This is a genomic window from Achromobacter sp. SIMBA_011 (genome assembly GCF_046535435.1).
GTDB lineage: Bacteria > Pseudomonadota > Gammaproteobacteria > Burkholderiales > Burkholderiaceae_B > Achromobacter > Achromobacter dolens.
The window spans coordinates 720444-740179 of record NZ_JAWRWN010000002.1 but is presented as its reverse complement, the minus strand read 5'-3'; the positions used below and the strand labels follow the sequence as shown (position 1 = coordinate 740179).

The 19736-nt window shown below is 69.6% G+C and carries 16 protein-coding genes and 1 riboswitch; of the genes, 6 read left to right on the top strand and 10 right to left on the bottom strand.

All coding sequences use genetic code 11. The features are described from left to right. The first annotated feature begins 8 nt into the window (after window positions 1-8). Complete coding sequence (locus tag SB816_RS10605; RefSeq protein WP_410546920.1) at window positions 9-767, top strand: SapC family protein; 759 nt, start codon at window positions 9-11, stop codon at window positions 765-767. An 83-nt stretch (window positions 768-850) separates the two neighbouring features. On the opposite strand, the gene SB816_RS10600 is transcribed toward SB816_RS10605, so the two are convergent. The 3 genes from SB816_RS10600 to SB816_RS10590 all read right to left on the bottom strand — a co-directional run bounded on the left by SB816_RS10600 (window position 851) and on the right by SB816_RS10590 (window position 3956). Continuing rightward, window positions 851-2149, bottom strand: a complete 1299-nt coding sequence (locus SB816_RS10600) for an alpha/beta fold hydrolase (protein ID WP_410546919.1) — start codon at window positions 2147-2149, stop codon at window positions 851-853. Window positions 2150-2158: 9 nt separating this feature from the next. Beyond that, entirely contained in the window at window positions 2159-3151 is a 993-nt protein-coding gene (locus SB816_RS10595) for a Bug family tripartite tricarboxylate transporter substrate binding protein (RefSeq protein ID WP_144657906.1), read from the bottom strand. A 247-nt stretch (window positions 3152-3398) separates the two neighbouring features. Then, window positions 3399-3956 carry a DUF1415 domain-containing protein gene (locus tag SB816_RS10590; RefSeq protein ID WP_054502228.1) on the bottom strand — a complete coding sequence of 186 codons (558 nt, stop codon included), beginning with the start codon at window positions 3954-3956 and terminating at the stop codon, window positions 3399-3401. 104 nt (window positions 3957-4060) lie between these two features. Then, window positions 4061-4124: riboswitch (Fluoride riboswitch) on the top strand. A 163-nt stretch (window positions 4125-4287) separates the two neighbouring features. On the opposite strand from SB816_RS10590, the gene crcB reads away from it, so the two are divergent. Further along, window positions 4288-4659, top strand: coding sequence for a fluoride efflux transporter CrcB (gene crcB / locus SB816_RS10585; protein WP_054485157.1), 372 nt, complete (start codon window positions 4288-4290; stop codon window positions 4657-4659). 110 nt (window positions 4660-4769) lie between these two features. Here crcB and SB816_RS10580 read toward each other — a convergent pair whose 3' ends face one another. Genes SB816_RS10580 through SB816_RS10570 form a run of 3 tightly spaced genes read right to left on the bottom strand, consistent with a single transcriptional unit; the run spans window position 4770 to window position 7656 of the window. Next, on the bottom strand, window positions 4770-5204 hold the full coding sequence (locus SB816_RS10580) for a hypothetical protein (protein WP_410546918.1): 435 nt from the start codon (window positions 5202-5204) through the stop codon (window positions 4770-4772). 13 nt (window positions 5205-5217) lie between these two features. Further along, window positions 5218-6690 (bottom strand): M20 family metallopeptidase, encoded by a 1473-nt coding sequence (locus tag SB816_RS10575; protein ID WP_020928243.1) that lies wholly within the window; start codon window positions 6688-6690, stop codon window positions 5218-5220. A gap of 48 nt (window positions 6691-6738) precedes the next feature. Next, on the bottom strand, window positions 6739-7656 hold the full coding sequence (locus SB816_RS10570; RefSeq protein WP_144657909.1) for a LysR family transcriptional regulator: 918 nt from the start codon (window positions 7654-7656) through the stop codon (window positions 6739-6741). A 110-nt stretch (window positions 7657-7766) separates the two neighbouring features. Between SB816_RS10570 and SB816_RS10565 the strand changes: the two genes are divergently transcribed. Then, a complete protein-coding gene (locus tag SB816_RS10565) occupies window positions 7767-8720 on the top strand; it encodes an alpha/beta fold hydrolase (protein WP_410546917.1) in 954 nt (317 codons plus the stop codon). A gap of 18 nt (window positions 8721-8738) precedes the next feature. Further along, entirely contained in the window at window positions 8739-9725 is a 987-nt protein-coding gene (locus SB816_RS10560) for a Bug family tripartite tricarboxylate transporter substrate binding protein (RefSeq protein ID WP_054502222.1), read from the top strand. 54 nt (window positions 9726-9779) lie between these two features. Here the strand turns inward: SB816_RS10560 and SB816_RS10555 are convergent, their stop codons facing one another. Continuing rightward, on the bottom strand, window positions 9780-11138 hold the full coding sequence (locus tag SB816_RS10555; protein WP_410546916.1) for an ATP-binding protein: 1359 nt from the start codon (window positions 11136-11138) through the stop codon (window positions 9780-9782). Then, on the bottom strand, window positions 11135-11803 hold the full coding sequence (locus SB816_RS10550; RefSeq protein WP_410546915.1) for a response regulator transcription factor: 669 nt from the start codon (window positions 11801-11803) through the stop codon (window positions 11135-11137). The genes SB816_RS10555 and SB816_RS10550 overlap by 4 nt, the downstream gene beginning before the upstream one ends. A 140-nt stretch (window positions 11804-11943) precedes the next feature. On the opposite strand from SB816_RS10550, the gene SB816_RS10545 reads away from it, so the two are divergent. Then, complete coding sequence (locus tag SB816_RS10545) at window positions 11944-12717, top strand: MipA/OmpV family protein (protein ID WP_116792521.1); 774 nt, start codon at window positions 11944-11946, stop codon at window positions 12715-12717. Window positions 12718-12753: 36 nt separating this feature from the next. Continuing rightward, the gene (locus SB816_RS10540; RefSeq protein ID WP_410546914.1) at window positions 12754-13476 is read left to right on the top strand and encodes a LysR substrate-binding domain-containing protein; all 723 of its coding nucleotides are present in this window, start codon (window positions 12754-12756) and stop codon (window positions 13474-13476) included. Between the two features lie 77 nt (window positions 13477-13553). Here SB816_RS10540 and SB816_RS10535 read toward each other — a convergent pair whose 3' ends face one another. Then, window positions 13554-15179, bottom strand: a complete 1626-nt coding sequence (locus SB816_RS10535; protein WP_395756690.1) for a methyl-accepting chemotaxis protein — start codon at window positions 15177-15179, stop codon at window positions 13554-13556. 272 nt (window positions 15180-15451) lie between these two features. Then, window positions 15452-19501 carry a phosphoribosylformylglycinamidine synthase gene (gene purL, locus SB816_RS10530; protein ID WP_410546913.1) on the bottom strand — a complete coding sequence of 1350 codons (4050 nt, stop codon included), beginning with the start codon at window positions 19499-19501 and terminating at the stop codon, window positions 15452-15454. Window positions 19502-19736 lie beyond the last annotated feature (235 nt).

Below are 19736 nucleotides of genomic sequence, written 5' to 3'. Positions count from 1 at the left end.
CAGACACCATGACGACGCAAACCTCGCTTCCCCTCTTCTACGAGCAACCCCGTCCGCTCGCCGCCGGCGCGCACGCCAACCTGTCGCTGGCCGGCAACACCGGCTTCGCCTACGCCGCCAGGACCAACGCGGTGCCGCTGGTCGCCACCGAGCTGCCGACCGCGTGCCGCCACTTCCCCATCGTCTTCACCGATGGCGAACAGCCCACGCCGGTCGCGGTGCTGGGCGTGCGCGGCCAGGAAAACCTGTTCGTCGACGCGCAGGGCCAATGGCGCCCCGGCACCTACATCCCGGCCTACGTGCGCCGCTATCCCTTCATCTTCATGGAGAACGAAGACCGCAGCCAGTACACGCTGTGCGTCGACGAGAAGGCCGCCTCGGTGGTCGAAGGCCGTGACAACCCGTTCTTCGACGAGGCCGGCGAGCCGACCGCGCTGGCCCGCAGCGCCCTGGAATTCTGCCGCGACTACCAGAACCAGCACGCCTACACGCTGGAATTCGCGCGCGCCCTGGCCGACGCCGACCTGCTGATCGAGAACCGCGCCGACATCACCCTGGCCGACGGCCAGCGCCTGGCCATGTCCGGCTTCAAGGTGATCGACGAAGCCAAGTTCAACAAGCTGCCGGAAGCGGAATTCCTGCGCTGGCGCGCCAATGGCTGGCTGCCGCTGGTCTATTGCCACCTGCTGTCGATCAACATCTGGCCCAGCCTGATCGACCAGGTGCAGCCGGTCGCCGCGACCGAGGAAGCCGCCGCCGAGGCATGATCTTCTGGAACGCCCGCGGGCCGGCGCATGCGCCAGCCCGCGCCCCACGGCCCCGCCGGCCTCGCCGGTCGGGGCCGTGCGCGTTACTGGCCTTGCCCGGTCGCGCGCGCCAGGAAGGCCAGCACCGCGCGATAGGATCCCTCATTGCCGGCAGCGTTGGCCGGCGGCGTGCCGCCCGCGTCCAGCAACAGGCCGGACATGGCGTGCGGCTTGCTGATCAGCGTGGCCGGCAGGCACGGATAGTGCACGTGATGCCCCGCCCCCTTGCAGACGTAATGCGACGTGGGCAGCCCGTGCGCCTCGCGCTGGCGCATGACGATCTCGGAATACGCGGTGCTGGGCCAGAAGCCGTCGTCCGACGCGCTCACCAGCAGCACCGGGCCCGGATAGCGTTCCACCGGGATGCGGGCGCGTTCGAACGCGGCGGCATCGCGGCTGGCGCTCAGGAACGCATGGGTCTGCCGATAGGGCGGATCCGAGGCGTAGGCCGCCTCCCAATCGGCGCTGGGGTTGTCCTGCCACAGGTGCGGCAAGGGTTCGCCGCCCTTGCGCCAGACCTGCGCATTGCGTCCCGTGCCCGGCTCGCCGGCGCTGACCACGCCATGCGTCACCGGCGACGGCACGTAGGCCACCACCGCGCTCACCAGGTCGGGATAGTGCGACGCCACGAGCAATGAGGTCTCGCCGCCGCGGCTGATGCCGGACAGCGCCACGAAACCATCGCGCGGCTTGAGCTCGGCGCGGGCCCAGCGCAGCGCCTGCTCGAAGTATTCCAGCGGCATGTCGTTCAGGTACTTGGGCCGGCCATCGTAATTGAAGATGGCCAGCGCCAGGCACTGGTAGCCGCGGGCCGCGAACAGCGCCGCGCGCGGCGCGTTGACGCCGCCGGACGAGCCGTTCATGTAGATCACCAGCGGGTGCGGGCCGGGGCCGGCGGGCGTGTAGAGTTCGCCCGACAGCGTCATGCCGCCGACCTGCTCGCGCACCGCGCGATGCGTGACGCCCTCGGCCACGAAGGTCTGCACCAGCCGCGCGGCGGCCTCACGCTGGCCGTCGGTGGCGTGCAGGTCGATCGCCAGCGGCTCGGTGCGATCGGGCGGAAACACCACCCGGTCCATCTCCTCGCAGGTCATCGACCACACCAGCCCCATGGCGGACGGCTCGGCATAGCTGCCGGACACCGGGCAATCGCGCGCCAGATCCAGGCTGCCGTCGTGGCCGGCCATGAACACCGCCTGCGAACGCCACGGCACGCCGCTCATCGACATGCGGGCCGTGACGGTGACGAAGGCGTAGGCGGGAAAGCCGTCGATGCGGATCTCGCGCGGCACGTCGATCAGCGCGGATTCGGGGCTGACGGTGATGCGGGCTTGTTCGGTCATGGCGCGTCCTCAGCCTTTCAGGTCGGTCTTGGGCACGTTGTTGGCGCGGATCACGCCGGCCCACATGGCGGACTCTTCGGCGATGACCCGGTCCAGGTCGGCCGACGAGGTGAACTCCACGGTCACCCCCTGCTCGGCGAACTGCTTGACCAGGCTGGGGTCGCGCGTGCCTTCGCGCACCGCGTTCTCCAGCGTCGCGGCGACCGCCGCCGGCATCGCCGCCGGGCCCGAGATCATCATGCGGGTGTATAGCTCGAAGCCATCGACGCCGGCCTCTTTCATGGTCGGCACGTCGGGCAGGCTCGACAGGCGCCGGTCGGCCGTCACCGCCAGCACCTGCAGCTTGCCCGACTGGATGTTGGGCAGCGCCGAGGTCGGGAAATCGAAGGTGCTCTGCACCGTGCCCGCCATCAGGTCCAGCAGCGCCGGGCCGCTGCCCTTGTAGGGCACGTCCTGGAACTGCGTGCCGGTCTTGGACTGGAAGTGCAGCAGCGCCAGGTGGTTGATGACGCCGCGCCCGGCATGGGCGCAGGTGATGTCGCCCGGCTTCTTCTTGGCCAGCGCGATGAATTCCTGCACGTTCTTGACGCCCAGCGCCGGATGCACGATCAGCAGCATCGGCGACTTGCCCATCGACCCCAACTGCTTGAAGTCCGACTGCTGGTACGGCAAGTTGTTGTAGAGCAAGGGGTTCAGGATCATGCCGTTGGTGCCGGCAAAGCCCAGCGTGTAGCCGTCCGGCTCGGCCCGCGCCACCGCAACCGTGGCGATGATGGCCTGGCCGCCCGGCCGGTTCTCGACCACCACGTTGCCCTTGAGGATCTTGCCCATGCGCTCGGCCAGCGCGCGCGCGGCGATGTCGGTCAGGCCGCCGGGCGCGAAGCCGACCAGCAGGCGCACGGGGCGGGTGGGAAAATCGGCCTGGGCCTGGGCAAACGCCAGGCGAGGCAGCAACGGCAGCGCGGCAAGCGCGCCCAGGGCGTGGCGGCGGGTGAACGGCATAAGGCTCTCTCCAGACAGGCGCGCACGACGTCCGCGCGACAGGCGGCCGCGCGAGCCATGCGATGAACAAGGGGGAAGGAAGCACAGGCCGCCCGCCGAACGGCGGGGGGTCTCAATGACGGTATCTTGTATGCAATATGGCGCGGGGGCTATCTAGGGATATCCCGGTGCCGGGTTCGCCGCCACGCCGCGCGCCTGCGCGGCCCCGCGCAGGAGAGGCCCGCCTGGAACCTGAGCAAAGCCCGCCTCAGGACTTGCTCATCAACCGCTTCCAGCCTTCCAGGCCCAGCCGCTGCATCGTGTCGATGTTCTTCTCGTAAATCTCGGCGGCGTCAGGGAAGGACTCGACCGCGCGGTCGATGCTGTCTTCACGCAGCAGGTGCAGGATGGGATATGGCGAGCGGTTGGTGTAGTTCTCGATATCGTCCGGCTGGGTGTCGGCGAACTGGAACCGGGGGTGGAACGTGGCCACTTGCAGCTCGCCCACCAGACGCATGCGCTTGAGCAGGCGGTCCGACAGGTCCTCGAAGTCGTTGAACTCCAGGAAATCATCGAGCGCGTCGGGGATGATCAGCAGCGTGGTGTCGATCTTTTCCGGATCGGCCTCGGCCAGCAGCGCCAGCTCGTCCTGCAGGTCGGTCAACACGCCTTCGGCATCGGTCGCATCGCTGACGGCAAAGCGGATCTGGTCCTTGACCTGGACCGCCTTGGCGAACGGACAGAGATTCAGGCCGATCACGGCCTGGGTGAGCCAGTGGCGGGTTTCGGCAACCACGTTGGCGTAGGCGTCGGAAGTGGAAATCATGGCGGGTAATCCTGGCAAACCGCGAGTATAGGCGACCGGTGGAAGGCGCCCGCGACCGGGTTCGCTTTGGGGCCACGCCCGGCCGCCGCGCCTGGGATACAATCGATCGCAATGGGAATGGAGCTTCCCAAAACCGCCGATCCCTCGGCTGATGGCTCCTGCTGACCGGGCAACATGCCCGCAGCGGGTGCCGTCCGGACAAAACCCGCCGCGGCGGGTTTCTTGTTTTTCGGGCCGCGGCCTCGTCGCAGGCCGCCCGCGCCTGCAACCGGCGCGGCCCGTGGACAAGCCCCAGGCTGTTGCTCTCCATCGTTTCACCTGGAGAGAAATCTTGAATCTATTGCTGGTTTTCATCGGTGGCGGCCTCGGTTCGGCCGCCCGCTACGGCATGAGCCTGGCCGCGTTGCGTCTGGGCTGGATCGCCTTCCCCTACGCCACCCTGGCCACCAACGTGATCGGCTGCTTCGTCATGGGGCTGATCACCGAACTGCTGGCGCTGAAGTTCTCGGTGTCGCAGCCGACGCGGCTGTTCCTGACCACCGGCATTGTCGGCGGCTTCACCACCTTTTCGACCTTCGCGCTGGAGACCGCGCTGCATGTGGAACAGGGGCGCATCGGCACCGCGCTGCTGTACGCCGGCCTCTCGCTCGGGTTGGGGCTGGCGGCGCTGTTCGGGGCGATGGCGCTGGTGCGGACGCTGTGACGGCGGCGGCCGGGGCGCCGTTGACGGCCGCGCTCGCAATCCACCCTCCGTCCGACATTGCCGGAGCCTGTGGCACCGCGCGACGGGGCCGCGCTAGAGTGGCGCCACGACTACCACGAGAGAAACGGATGGCCATCGCGCTCACCTATTTCGCCAACCGCCTGTCCGACGATGAACTGGTGATGCTGCTGCGGCAACGCGAGAACTTCTACGTCGAGAACATCAGCGCCATGGATATGCTGACGCGACGCATGCAGGCGCTGCTGGCGACGGACGGCCTGTACAGCGTAGTACAGATCGCGCCCCAAAATACGGCCCCCCCTCTCATTCATTCCCAACCCGATCACGGACACCGTCTTCATCCTGAGCGGCCTATGGGCATTACTGCGGCGGATCGCGCAACGATTCACCCGCCCCCGCTGCGACGTACTCCTGCGGGTGACGTCCGAGACAGCCATGCGCGTCGTGTTCCGCCCATCGGCGCGCCCCTCGGCAGCGCATCCCACGCCATGAAAAAAGCCCGGCCAGGCCGGGCTTTCTTTCATCCGCCAACGCCGATCAGGCCGCCGGCATCGCCGCCATGGTCTGCGCGACCGCGGCGGTCAGCTTCTTGCCGTAGGGCACGTGCAGGAATTCATTCGGGCCGTGGGCGTTGGACTTGGGGCCCAGCACGCCGCACACCATGAACTGGGCCTTGGGGAAGCCCTTCTGCAGCATGCTCATCAGCGGAATGGTGCCGCCCTGGCCGATGTAGCCGCAGGGCGCGCCATAGTACTGCTGCGAGGCGGCATCCAGCGCCTGGGTCAGCCACGGCGCCGAGGCCGGCGCGTTCCAGCCGGTGGCGGCGCCTTCGTTGGCCTTGAAGAGGACCTTGGCGTTGTAGGGCGCGTCGGCTTCCAGCAGGGCCTTGATTTCCTCCGAGGCGGCGACGGCGTCGACCAGCGGCGGCAGGCGCAGCGACAGCTTGAAGGCGGTGCGCGGGCGCAGCACGTTGCCGGCGCTGGACAGCGGCGGCAGGCCTTCGGCGCCGGTCACCGACAGGGTCGGGCGCCAGGTGCGGTTCAACAGGGCCTGTTCCGGCTCGGTCGTCATGGGCAGCACGAAGCCGCCGTCGGCGCCGCAGCTCCAGGGGAAACGGCGCCACACTTCGTCGCCCAGGATGCGGGCGGTGGCGTGCACCTGCTCGATGCGGTCGGCGGGAATTTCGCAGTGCAGGCTCTGCGGCAGCAGGCGGCCGGTGGCGCTGTCTTCGAGGCGGTCCAGCAGGTGGCGCAGGATGCGGAACGACGACGGCACCACGCCGCTGGAGTCGCCCGAGTGCACGCCTTCGTCCAGCACCTGCACTTCCAGCGTGCCCGACACCATGCCGCGCAGCGAGGTGGTCATCCACAACTGGTCGTAGTTGCCGGCGCCCGAATCCAGGCACACCACCAGGGCTACGTTGCCCAGGCGGTCGCGCAGCGCGTCGACGTAGGGCAGCAGGTCGTAGCTGCCGGATTCTTCACAGGTCTCGACGATGCCGACGCAGCGCGGGCGCGGGATGCCCTGCTTGTCCAGCGCCATGATGGCGGTGAGCGAGGCGTACACGGCGTAGCCGTCGTCGGCGCCGCCGCGGCCGTAGAGCTTGCCGTCCTCGTACTTGGGAGTCCAGGGGCCCAGGCCGGCGCGCCAGCCGGAGAATTCCGGCTGCTTGTCCAGGTGGCCGTACAGCAGCACGGTGTCGCCGTTATCGCTGCGGGTGGCGGGCGCGTCAAAGAAGATCACCGGCGTGCGGCCGGGCAGGCGCACCACTTCCAGCTTCAGGCCCGAGACCTTCTGGGCTTCGACCCACTGCGCCGCGTCGCGCACCACGCGCTCGATGAACGCGTTCTTTTCCCAGTCGGCGTCGAACGCCGGGCTCTTGGCCGGGATGGCGATGTAGTCGGTCAGCGCGGGGATGATCTCGTTGTCCCACTTGTCGTCCACAAAAGCCTGCAGAGCCTTCGGATCGAGGGTAGGAGGAAGTGCGTCGTCGGGGATGCGTGCGTTCATGGCGCGGGATCCTGTGGTCGGGAAGCGGAATAATCCTCTATTTTATGCCTAGCGCGCCGCGTAGGCCTCGATCCGCCCCCATACCTGGCGCGCCAGCGGCTTGGCGTTGGCCACCGACTGGTACAGCCGGATCTCCATGTGGATGTCGTTGCGCGCGCTGTCGGCGCGCACCAGGGCGCCGGCGCGCAGGTCGGATTCGACCAGCGTGTGGGGCAGCCACGCCAGGCCGAAGCCCTGCCGCGCCATGGCATGCAGCGCGTCCGCCAGGTCGGATTCATACATGGCCTGCAACCGCGCCGGCACGCACAGGCCGCGCAGGCGATCGCGCAGGATGCGGCCCAGCGACATGCTGTCGGCGTAGGCCAGGAACGGCACGGCCGGATCCGAGGCCAGCTTGGGCACGGCATGGCGCGGATGGCGGCTGCCCGGCGCCAGCGGCGCGCTGACCGCCACCAGCTTGTCGGCGCCGACCCGGCGAAAGCGGTAGTTGGGGTTGTCGATCTGCGCGTACAGCGGCTCGTGCGCGTGGCACAGCAGGAAATCGACCTCGCCGTCGGCCAGCATGTCGATGCCAAAGTTGAGCGTGGTGGTGACCACCTTCAACTGGAACGGCTGCATGCCCTGCTGCACCCTGGCCATCAGCCCCGGCAGCACCGAATGCGCCAGCGTCTTGCCGGAGGCGATGGCGATGCGGCGGACACGCTCCTGTTCCGGCTTCTGCAGACCCTGGCGCGTCTCGCGCAGGATGTCCAGCACGTCGATGGCGGCCGCCAGCATGCTGCGCCCGGCCGCGTTCAGCGTCGACACCTGGTGGCCGCGCTCGACCAGCGGCACGCCGGCCCAGTCCTCCAGCGCCTTGATGCGGCGCCCGAAGGCCGGATGCGTCACGTTGCGCGCCTCGGCCGCCTGGAACAGGTTGCGCGCCTTCGACAGCGCCACGAAGTCCTCCAGCCACTTGATGTCCATCCGTCTCCCCTCTTCTTGTTTGGCTGTGCCGTATCGGCACAGGCCCTGCACATTTTGCACAAACCCCGCGCTTGTTACAACTAGTATTACGGCGTTCCCTGGAGATGCCGATGTCCGACGCCCCCGTCCTGCTGAAATCCCTGCGCAGCCACTTCCTGGGCGGCCGCGAGGTCGCGGCCAGCGGACTGCCGGTGCTGCGCAGGCAGGTGGTGGGCAACGGCGCCGCGCGCGCCATCGACATGAACGGCAGCTACTGCGCCGGCCAGCTCTATGTGCAGGAATACCGCCTGGCCGAGCCGCGCCACCCGCATCCGGTGCTGCTGTGGCACGGCGGCGGCATGACCGGCGCGCAATGGGAGAGCACCCCCGACGGTCGCCAGGGCTGGTTGTGGCGGCTGCTGCAATCCGGCTATGACGTGTTCGTGGCCGACGCGCCCGAGCGCGGCCGCGCCTCGTGGGCGATGTACCCGCAGATCTATGACGCGGCGCCGATCTTCCGTTCCAAGGAAGAAGCCTGGCACCTGTTCCGCGTCGGCCCGGCCGGCGGCTACGCGCCCGCCGGCCAGCCGCGCCGCGCCCACCCCGGCCAGCAATTCCCCACCGAGGCCTTCGACACCTTCGCCAAGCAGTTCGTGCCGCGCTGGCTGGCGCATGACGCCATGGCGCTGGACGCCTATCGCGAACTGCTCGATCTGGCCGGCCCCTGCATCGTCATCGGCCACAGCCAGGGCGGCGGCTACGCCACGCAGTTGGCGCGCGCATGCCCCGGTCCGATTCGCGCGGTGGTGGCGGTGGAACCCACCGGCACGCCCGGACTGGTCGACGGCCCACTGCCCCCGCACCTGCTGGTATGGGGCGACCACTTCGACCACCACGACACCTGGCAACGCTACCGCGCCCAGACCGACGCCTACTGGGACGCCCTGCGGCGGGCCGGCCGCCGCGCCGACGTGCTGGACCTGCCCGCAGCGGGCATCGCCGGCAATTCCCATTTCTGCATGCTGGACCGCAACAGCGACCGCATCGCCGAACTCATCGTCGACTGGCTCAACGGCCTCGACTAACCTTCGCCTGGAGACACCATGAAACTGACCAAAACCGCAATCGCCGTCGCGTTGCTGAGCGGCGCCTCGCTGATCGCGGGCGCGGCCTCGGCGCAGCAGGCCGACTACCCCAACAAGCCCGTGCGCCTGATCGTGCCGTTCGCCCCCGGCGGCACCGCCGACATCATCGGCCGCGTGTTCGCCGCGCAACTGGGCACCGAGCTGGGCGCCACCGTGGTGGTCGAGAACAAGGCCGGTGCGGGCGGCTCGATCGGCACGCGCTTCGTGGCCGACGCCGCGCCCGACGGCTACATCCTGCTGCTGGCCTCGTCCAGCACCCACGGCACCAACCCGGCGGTGTACAAGAACCTGACCTACGACGCGGTGCAGGACTTCACCGCCATCACGCAACTGGTGACCGTGCCGGGCGTGCTGAGCGTGACCAAGGACTTCCCCGCCGCCGACCTGAACGGCCTGATCGCCGCCGCCAAGGCCAACCCGGACAAGTACACCTACGCCTCGTCGGGCGCGGGCGGCCTGGGCAACCTCGCGATGGAACTGATGAAGTCGATGACGGGCGCCAAGCTCATGCACATCGCCTATCGCGGCGCCGGCCCGGCCTTCACCGACGTCATCAGCGGCCAGGTGTCGATGATCTGGGAGCCGGTGCCTGCCTCGCTGCCGTACATCAAGGGCGGCCAGATCCGCCCCATCGCCATCGCCGCCGACACCCGTTCGCCCGAACTGCCCGACACGCCGACCTTCAAGGAAGCCGGCCTGCCGCGCTACGAGGCCAACGCCTGGAACGGCCTGCTGGCGCCCAAGGGCCTGCCGGCGGACGTGACGCAGAAGCTGCACGACGCCTCGGTCAAGGCGCTCAACAACCCCGAGGTCAAGGCCAAGCTGGCCAGCCTGGGCGGCACGGTGGTGGCCGGCACGTCCGAAGCGTTCAAGAACGTGATCGCCAGCGACGTGAAGAAGTGGAAGAACGTGGCGGCCGACGCCAAGATCCAACTGGATCAGTAAGCCCCGCGCGCCACGGCGCCTGTTTCGCGGGCCGGCGATTTGCGCCGGCCTTTTTCATGTCGCGGCGGCCGCGGAAAAGGTGACCATCAGGCCGATCCCCCGGCCGTTCAGGCCGGGGGTGAAAACCACCACGGCGCCATGGCGCGCGGCGATCTGCGCCACCAGCGACAGGCCGATGCCGCTGCCGCCGCCATTGGCGCCCGGGGCGCGGTAGAAGCGGTCGAACACCCGCGCGCGTTCGGCCGGCGCGATGCCGGGACCGTCGTCGGCCACCCGCAGCCAGGCCCTGCCGGATTCGTCCGGCCCGCAGGACACCGCGATCTGGCCGCCCTCGGGGGTGTAGCGCAGGGCGTTGTCGAGCAGGTTGCGCACCAGCACCCCCAGCGTGTCCATGTCGCCGCGCGCGCCGCAGGCCTGCACGTCCAGCAGGATGCGCTGGCGCTTGCGCGCCGCGGCCGCCTCGCAGTCACGCACCAGCAGCACCACCAGCGTATCCAGCGCCACCGGTCCGGAATCCGCGTCGGATTCGCTGGCCGCGTCCATGCGGGCCTGGTCCAGCAATTGCTCGGCCAGGCGCGCGGTGCGCTGCGCCACCGCGCGCAATTGCAGGGCGGCGTCGGCGGCCGGCGTGTCGGCGATGCGTTGCAGCAGCACTTCGGTCTGGGCGCCGAGCGCGGCCAGCGGCGTGCGCAGTTCGTGCGCGGCGTCGGCCAGGAAGCGGCGCTCGTGGTCCATGGCGGCCTGCAGGCGCAGCAACAGGGCATTGATGGACTGCACATAGGGATGCAATTCGCCCGGCAGGCGGTCCAGCGGCAAGGGCGCCAGATCGAACGGCGCGCGCCGCAGGATCGCTTCGCCGGCCTGGTTGACCGGCCGGAAGGCCTGGCGCACCACGATCCAGGTGGCCGCCGCCGGCAGCAGGAACAAGGCGGTGACGATGACCAGGCCGCGCTTGAAGGCGGCCACCGTTTCGGCCCGCAGCACGCTGTCGGCGCGGGCCAACTGCACCTGCACCTGACCGGAGGCGTCGCTGAGCGAATACACGCGCCAGCGCATGCCGTCGATCACACTGTCGCGGAAGCCATCATCGAAATGCGGATTGAGCGGCTGGGCCGGCGATTCCGGCGAACGCAGCGCCAGGCGCCGGTCGGCCAGCGACCAGATCTGCACCGAGGCGCGCTCGCCACGGAAATGGCTGGACGGCGGCAGTTCGAAGCGCTCGTCCGGCCGTTCCTCGAGCAGGCTGCGGCGCAGCGACAGGATGGTCTGGTTGGCCGAGTCCACCAGCGCCTGGTCGCGGATGCCGGTGCGGGCCTCCGTCATCGCGTGCTGCTGGAACAGGAACACCGCCGCCCAGGTCAGCAGCAGGGTCAGCAACAGCGTGACGGTCAGGCGCTTGCGCAGCGTCTTCACGGCGCGTCCCCGCCGGCAATGCGATAGCCCAGCCCGTGCACGGTGGCAACCAGGTCCTCGCCCAGCTTGCGCCGCAATTGGTGTACGTACACCGCCACGGTGTTGCTTTCGATCGTGCCGCTGCCGCCGTAGACGGCGGATTCCAACTGCTCCCGGCTGACGGTCTGGCCGGCGCGCTCCATCAGCGCCAGCAGGGTGCGGTATTCGCTGGCGCTGAGCGTCACCTCGGCGCCCGCGCGGGTCACCACCCGCCGCGCCGGATCCAGCGACACATCGCGGCAGCGCAGCACCGAGACCACCGAATTGCTGCTGCGGCGCACGACGGCGCGCAGCCGGCCCAGCAGCTCGTCGAGCTGGAACGGCTTGACGATATAGTCGTCGGCGCCGGCGTCCAGCCCCTGCACCCGCTCGCTCAGGCGGTCGCGCGCGGTGATGATGAGCACCGGCGTGGCGTCGTAGCGCCCGCGCAGGTGCTTGAGCACGGCCAGGCCGCTGCCGCCGGGCAGCCCCAGGTCGAGCAGCACGGCGCCGTAGCCGTGGTCAACCAGCGCCAGCCGGGCCTCGGGCACGTCGCGCACCCAGTCCACGCGCATGCCGGCCTGCGCCATGCTGGCGCGCAAGGCGTCTCCCAGCATCGCATCGTCTTCCACCAGTAGAACTTGCAAGAACGCTCCCTGACTCTCCATGGCGTCGCATTGTGCCGCCCCGGATTTAAAGAATTTTTAAAAGCCGGCCCCGACAATGGCGCCTTGCCGCGCTCCGGCCATCGCCGGGCGCCCGCCCACGAGAAAGGAAAGTTCCCGCAATGAAGCTGGCTATGTTAGCAACTGGCGCCGCCACGGCCGCCACCCTGGCCTGCGCCGCCGCCCCGGCCCAGGCCGATCAACCTGGCACCAATTTCATCGGATTGAGCGTCGGCTACGTGCCGGTCTACGAAGGCTCGCGCGAATACCGCGCCCTGCCGGTGCCGTTGGTCAACTACCACTCGGGCAACTTCTTCATCTCGCCACGCGCCGGCCTGCCTGCGATGGGCCTGCAGACCGCACTGGCGCCCGACTGGAAGGCGGGCGTGTTCGTCGGCATGGGCCTGGGCCGCGATTCCAGCGACGCCGACCGCACCAAGGGCCTGGACGACATCGATTTCCACGGCACCTACGGCGCCTTCGTCGAATGGGCGCCCGGCCCACTGTCCCTGGGCGCCGCCTACCGCCAGGCCGCGCGCAGCGCCTACGGCGGCACGCTCGAACTGCGCGCCACCTACGCCGCCTGGCAGGACGGCGCCCATCGCGTCAATATCGGCGCCAGCACGCAGTGGGCCAGCCACGACGCCATGCAGACCTGGTACGGCGTCACCTCCTCGCAGGCCGCCAGCAGCCGCGCCGGGCTGTCGACCTACTCGCCGTCCTCCGGCTTCAAGTCGGCGGCGCTGTTCACCACCTGGTCGTACCGCATCAACCCGAGCTGGAGCACCATCACCACGCTGGGCGTGAACACGCTGCTGGGCGACGCACGCGACAGCCCGCTGACCGAGCGCCGCGCCAACCTGTTCGGCAGCGTCGGCGTGGTCTACGCCTTCTGAGCGGCCCCGGCCGCGCCTTCCAAGGAAACCCGCGCCATGACACCGCTGCCCAGGATGGAAGTGTTCGCCAAGGTCACCAGCGTCGGGGCTTTCGGCCGCGCCGCCGCGGCGCTGGGCATTCCACTGACGCCGCCGCCGCGCCAGGTGGCCACGGCGGGCCGCGACGCCGGGCTGCTGCGCGTGGACCTGCCCGACGCCCGCACCCGGCAGGCGCTGGCGCCCTTGCTGGCGGCCTTCGCGGCGCGCCATCCCGGCCTGCGGTTCCAATTGCGCGTGACGCGGGCCGCGCCCGCGGCGCCGGACCGCCCCGATCTGACGATCCGGCTGGAACCGCCCACCGACCCGTCCTGGCTGGCGCATCGCCTGGGCACCCTGCGCGCCGGGCTCTATGCCGCCCCCGACTACCTGGCGCGGCGGCCCGCCCCCGGACACCCGGCGGACCTGGCGGCGCACGACTGCATCGGCGTGCATGCCGACGACCACGGCGCGCCCGCGCGCTGGCAACTGCGGCGCGGCCAGGACCGCGCCGTCGTCATGACGCGCGAACGTTATTGCGTGGAGGATCCCGAGATGGCGCGGCAGTTGGCCGCGCGCGGCGCCGGCATCGCGCCGCTGCGCGAGGCCGCGCCCGGGCTGGTCGCAGTGCTGCCGGATTGGGAACTGGAGCCGGTGGCGTTGTACGCGTTGACCAGCGCACCCCGGCTGCCGGTGCGCACCCGCGCCTTGATCGCGCACCTGACGCAGGCGCTGGCGGACTGACCGCAACGGCGGCGCGGCGCCACCTCATCAACAAGACGCGGCACGCACAGGCGTCCCGCGCCCCGAAGGACGGCGATTCAGGCGGCGATCAGCGCCGGCTCGGCGCCGCGGCCCAAGGCCGGCGCCTCGGCGTCGATCACCCGGCCGGTCTGCAGCTTGAACACCGCCACCGCTTCGCGCAGGCGTTGCGCCTGCGCTTCGAGCGACGCGGCCGACGCGGCGGCCTGTTCGACCAGCGCGGCGTTCTGCTGCGTCACGCTGTCCATCTGCGACACCGCCTGGTTCACCTGCTCGATGCCCTGCGACTGCTCTTCGGAGGCACTGGAGATTTCGTTGATGATGTCCGTCACGCGGCGCACCGAGGTCACGATCTCCTGCATGGTGGCGCCGGCCGCTTCGACCTGGTCGGAGCCGATCGAGACCTTCTGCACGGAGTCGTCGATCAGGCCCTTGATCTCCTTGGCGGCCTGGCCGCTGCGCTGCGCCAGCGCGCGCACTTCGCTGGCCACCACCGCGAAACCCTTGCCCTGCTCGCCGGCGCGGGCCGCTTCCACCGCGGCATTCAACGCCAGGATGTTGGTCTGGAAGGCGATGCCGTCGATCACGCCGACGATGTCGGCGATGCGGTTGGAGCTGTCGGCGATGGCGCGCATGGTGCCGACCACATCGCCCACCGCCTGGCCGCCGCGGGTGGCCACGTCGGACGCCGCCGTCGCCAATTGCGAGGCGTTGCGCGAGCTGTCGGCGTTGTTCTTCACGGTGGACGACAACTCGTCCATGCTGGCGGCGGTTTCTTCCAGCGAAGCGGCCTGCTGCTCGGTGCGCGAGGACAGGTCGATGTTGCCGGCCGCGATCTCGCGCGAACCGGTGTGGATCTCTTCCACGCCCTGGCGCACGGCGGCCACGGTGCGCGCCAGGCTGTCCTGCATGCGCTTGACCGCCGCGTACAGCACGCCGATTTCGTTGTTGCCGCGCTGCTCGATGCGGTTGGTCAGGTCGCCGCCGGCGATGCGATCGAACAGGCGGCCGGCCTCGTGCAGCGGCCGGAACACCGAGCGCGCGAACACCGCGTACAGGCCCACCACCAGCACCGCCACCACCACCAGCAGGCCGATCAGGAAGGCGATAGCGCCGTTGATGCGGGCGTTGGCTTCGCGCGCCACGCGCTTGCCGATTTCGTCGGCGAAGTCCACGTACTTCTGGATCGCCTGGGTGAAGGCGATGCCCAGCGGCGTGACCTTTTCCAGGTTCAGGCGGCTGGCGTCCTGCGCCTTGCCGGCGCGGATCGCGGCGATCATCGGCGTGATCGCGTCGCGCTGGTAGACCTCATAGGCGGCCAGCGCCTCGTCGAACAAGGGCTTGCCCACCGGCGACGTTTCGGGATTCTGGCGCGCGCTCTGGATCAGGTCGGCGGCCTTCTTGGTGTAGCCGTCCAGGCGCTGCATGCTGGCCAGGCTGTCGATGCTCTTGCCTTCCAGCAAGGTGGTCTGGGCCGCCAGCAGCACCAGACGCGCGCGCAGCAGCTCGGCCCCGGCCGAGTCGACCGCGTTGGCGCGCACCAGGTTGGTGTCCAGCATCACCTCGATCGAGCTGCGGTTGGAGGTCAGTTGTTGGTAGACGGCGATGCCGGTGACCAGGAAAAGGGCGAAAAAGATACAGAGCGCGGTCGTCAGGACGGCGCGGATACTCAGATTCTTGAACATGGGGAGGGCCACTCGGGGTTTGCAGGAGGCCGCCGCGGGCGGCTGTCCTCCTGTTTACGGCTTATTGCAATGAAAAGTTAAATATCTCATTGGGTTACAGCACCGATTACAGCAACGGAGCGAATACCGGCGAGCCTCCCCAGCCGCCGCGCGTTGCTCGCATGAAAAAAGCCCCACCGAAACCGGTGGGGCTTTGCCAGGTGGGCCATGTCCTGCGTGACGCATGGCCTCTCGGGGGCAGCTCGCGCGACACGCGCGGGCTGAGGCGCTTCTTATTTCAGCCAGGCGCGCGCGTTGCGGAAAATGCGCATCCACGGGCTGAACTGGCCGCCGCTGTCGGCGTTGCCCCACTTCTCGGGCGCCCACGACATCATGACGTTGCGGGTCACGCGTTCCGGGTGCGGCATCATCACGGTGAAGCGGCCGTCGGCGGTGGTGACGGAGGTCAGGCCGCCCGGGCTGCCGTTCGGGTTGAACGGATAGGCCTCGGTGGCGTTGCCGCGGTTGTCGATGTAGCGCGCCGCCGCCAGCACGCGGCCGGCGTCGCCCTGCTGCGAGAAGTCGGCGTAGCCTTCGCCGTGCGCCACCGCGACCGGGATGCGCGCGCCTTCCATGCCGGCAAAGAAGATCGACGGCGACTTGGCCAGCTCGACCATCGACAGACGCGCCTCGTACTTCTCGGACAGGTTGCGGGTGAAGCGCGGCCAGTGCTCGGCGCCGGGGATCATCGGGGCCAGCGCGGCCATCATCTGGCAGCCGTTGCACACGCCCAGCGCGAAGGTGTCGGGGCGGGCGAAATACGCCGCGAACTGATCCGACAGCTTGCTGTTGAAGCGGATGGTGCGGGCCCAGCCCTCGCCGGCGCCCAGCACGTCGCCGTAGCTGAAGCCGCCCACGGCCACCAGGCCCTGCACCTGCGCCAGGTCCACGCGGCCCGCCAGCAGGTCGGTCATGTGCACGTCGACCGCGTCAAAGCCGGCGGTGTCGAAGGCCCAGCCCATTTCCACCTGGCTGTTGCAGCCCTGCTCGCGCAGGATCGCCACGCGCGGGCGCTTGCCGCTGTTGATGAACGGCGCGGCCACGTCTTCCTGCGGGTCGAAGGCCACGTTCGGGCTCATGCCCGGATCCTGCGTGTCGTTCCAGACGTCCAGCTCGGCCTGGGCGCAGGCCGGGTTGTCGCGGCGCGCCATGATGCGGTAGGAGACTTCGCTCCAGGCGCGGCCGAGGTCGGCGCGCGGCTGGCCCCAGACCTTCTTGCCGTCGCGGTAGAACTCGACCTCGTCGCCGCCGTTCAGGCCGCCGATGACGTGCGAGTGGGCCGACAGGCCGGCGCCGCGCAGCACCTGCATGACGGCGTCGCGCTGGGCGGCCGGCACCTGGATGACGGCGCCGGCTTCCTCGGCGAACAGCGCCTTGAGCGTCAGTTCGTCGCGCTGCACCGCCACCTGTTCCGGACGGATCTTGTAGTCGCCCCAATCGGCCGATTGCGGGTCGAAGGTCAGCATGTCCAGGTTGACCGAGATGCCGGTGCGGCCGGCGAAGGCCATTTCCACCAGCGTGGCGAACAGGCCGCCGTCGGAGCGGTCGTGGTAGGCCAGGATGGTGCCGGCCTCGGCCAGGGTGCGGATGGTGACGAAGAAGGCGCGCAGCGCTTCGGGCGAGTCGATGTCCGGCACGGTCTCGCCGACCTGGTTGTAGGTCTGCGCCAGGATCGAGCCGCCCATGCGGTGCAGGCCACGGCCCAGGTCGATCAGGATCAGCACGCTGTCGCCGGCGTCGGTGCGCAGTTGCGGCGTGAGGCTGGCGCGCACGTCGCCGACCGGCGCGAAGGCCGTGACGATCAGCGACACCGGCGCCACCACCTGGCGCTGCTCGCCGTCCTGTTCCCAGGAGGTCTTCATGGACAGCGAGTCCTTGCCCACCGGGATCGACAGGCCGGCGGCCTGGCACAGCTCGCTGACGGCCGACACGGTGTCGTACAGCGCGGCGTCCTGGCCGTCGACGCCGCAGGCGGCCATCCAGTTGGCGGACAGCTTGATGTCTTCCAGGCGCGCCACGTCGGCGGCGGCCAGGTTGGTCAGGGCCTCGGCCACGGCCATGCGGCCGGAGGCCGGCGCGTTCAGCATGGCGATGGGGGTGCGTTCGCCCATGGCCATGGCTTCGCCGCGGAAGCCCTGGTAGTCAGCCAGGGTGACGGCGCAGTCGGCCACCGGCACCTGCCACGGGCCGACCATCTGGTCGCGGCTGGAGAGGCCGCCGACGGTGCGGTCGCCGATGGTGATGAGGAACGACTTGTTGGCCACCGTGGGGTGGCGCAGCACGCGGTAGGCCGCTTCGGTCAGGTCGATGCCGGCCAGGTCGAGCGGCTCGGACACGCCCGGCAGGCGGCGCACGTCGCGCGTCATGCGCGGCGGCTTGCCCAGGATGACGTCGATCGGCACGTCGACCGGACGCACCTCGGCCTCGCCCTGCGGACGGATCGTGTCCAGGCCGGGCAGGCCCTCGCCGTCGACCACGCGCAGTTGGCGTTCTTCGGTGGCCACGCCGACCACCGCGTAGGGGCAGCGTTCGCGGCGCGCGATGGCGTCAAAGCGCTCCAGGTCCTTGGGCAGGATCGACAGGACGTAGCGTTCCTGCGATTCATTGCTCCAGATCTCGGCGGGCGACAGGCCGGATTCTTCCAGCGGCACGCGCTTCAGATCGAAGATGGCGCCGCGGCCGGCGTCGTTGACCAGTTCCGGGAAGGCGTTGGACAGGCCGCCCGCGCCGACGTCATGGATGGCGATGATGGGGTTGTTCTCGGCCTGCTGCCAGCAGCGGTCGATGACCTCCTGGGCGCGGCGTTCCAGTTCGGGGTTGCCGCGCTGGACCGAGTCGAAATCCAGCTCGGCCGAGTTGCTGCCCATGCTGATGCTGGAGGCGGCGCCGCCGCCCATGCCGATGCGGAAACCCGGGCCGCCCAACTGGATCAGCAGCGCGCCGGGGGGAATCACGTCCTTGTGCGTCAGGCCGGCGTCGATGCTGCCCAGGCCGCCCGCGATCATGATGGGCTTGTGGTAGCCCCAGCGGGTGCCGCCGGCGGTCTGCTCGAACGAACGGAAATAGCCCAGCAGGTTGGGACGGCCGAATTCGTTGTTGAAGGCGGCGCCGCCGATGGGGCCGTCGATCATGATGGACAGCGGCGAGGCGATGCGGTCCGGCAGGCCGTGGTGGTCGGCTTCCCAGGGCTGCGTGGCCTCGTCGAAGCGCAGGTGCGAGACGGTGAAACCGGTCAGGCCGGCCTTGGGCTTGGAGCCGCGGCCCGTGGCGCCTTCGTCGCGGATTTCGCCGCCGGCGCCGGTCGAGGCGCCGGGGAACGGCGCGATCGCGGTCGGGTGGTTGTGCGTCTCGACCTTCATCAGGGTGTGCACGGTGGTGTCGCGGCGGATGTACTTGGCGCCATCCACGCCCTCGCCCGTCACCCCGGGCACGCCGGCCTGGAAGCGCTGCGCCGGGCCGCCGGCCATGATGGCGGCGTTGTCCGAGTAGGCGACCACGGTGCCTTCCGGCTGCGCCTTGTGGGTGGCGCGGATCATGCCGAACAGCGTGTTGGGCTGCTCCTGGCCGTCGATCACCCACTGGGCGTTGAAGATCTTGTGGCGGCAGTGTTCGCTGTTGGCCTGCGCGAACATCATCAGTTCGACGTCGGTGGGATCGCGGCCCAGGTCGCTGAACGACTTGGCCAGGTATTCGATCTCGTCATCGGACAGGGCCAGGCCCAGCGTGCTGTTGGCCTCGACCAGGGCGGCGGCGCCGCGCGCCTGCACGTCGACCGTGCGCATCGGCTTGCCGGCCAGCGGCTGGAACAGCGCCTGGCCGTCGAAGCTGGCGTCGACCACGGTTTCGGTCATGCGGTCGTGCAGGCAGTCGGCCGCGCGCGCCAGCATGTCGGCGTCGAAGGTCTTGCTGCCCAGCAGGCCGCGTTCGGGCGTGATGACGTAGCGCACGCCGCGTTCGATGCGGTGCACGGCCGACAGGCCACAGTTGTGGGCGATGTCGGTGGCCTTGCTGGCCCACGGCGAGATCGTGCCCAGGCGCGGGATCACCAGCAGCGCCAGGCTCTTGGCCGGCGCCTCGCCGGTGGCGGGGGTGCCGTAGTCCAGCAATTGGGCCAGGTGCTGCTGCTGCTCGGCCGTCAGGGCGGCGTCGGTGCTGACGAAGTGCTCGTAGCGGGCGGAAATGTCGGCCACCGGCAGGCCGGCTTCCTTCAGTTGCGCCAGCAGGCGGTCACGACGAAAGGAGGACAGGACGGAGGAACCAGGCAGATGCTGAACAAGGGACACGATGCGGGCGCCGTATATAAGGAGGGAAGCAAAAACAGGATTTTACCCCGCTTGGCGGGTTTTCCCGGACGGAAGCACGGCCATGTCCCGATCCGGCCCGAATTCGTCCGGCTTTGGTCATTGTTACAAAAGAATTCCGCGACGAGGCGTGGGGCCTGCTGCACAGCAATATGGCGCGCTAAGCCTTGCCCCCCGCGCGGATTATGGCGGACCCACGCCCCGCCCCAGCACCCCG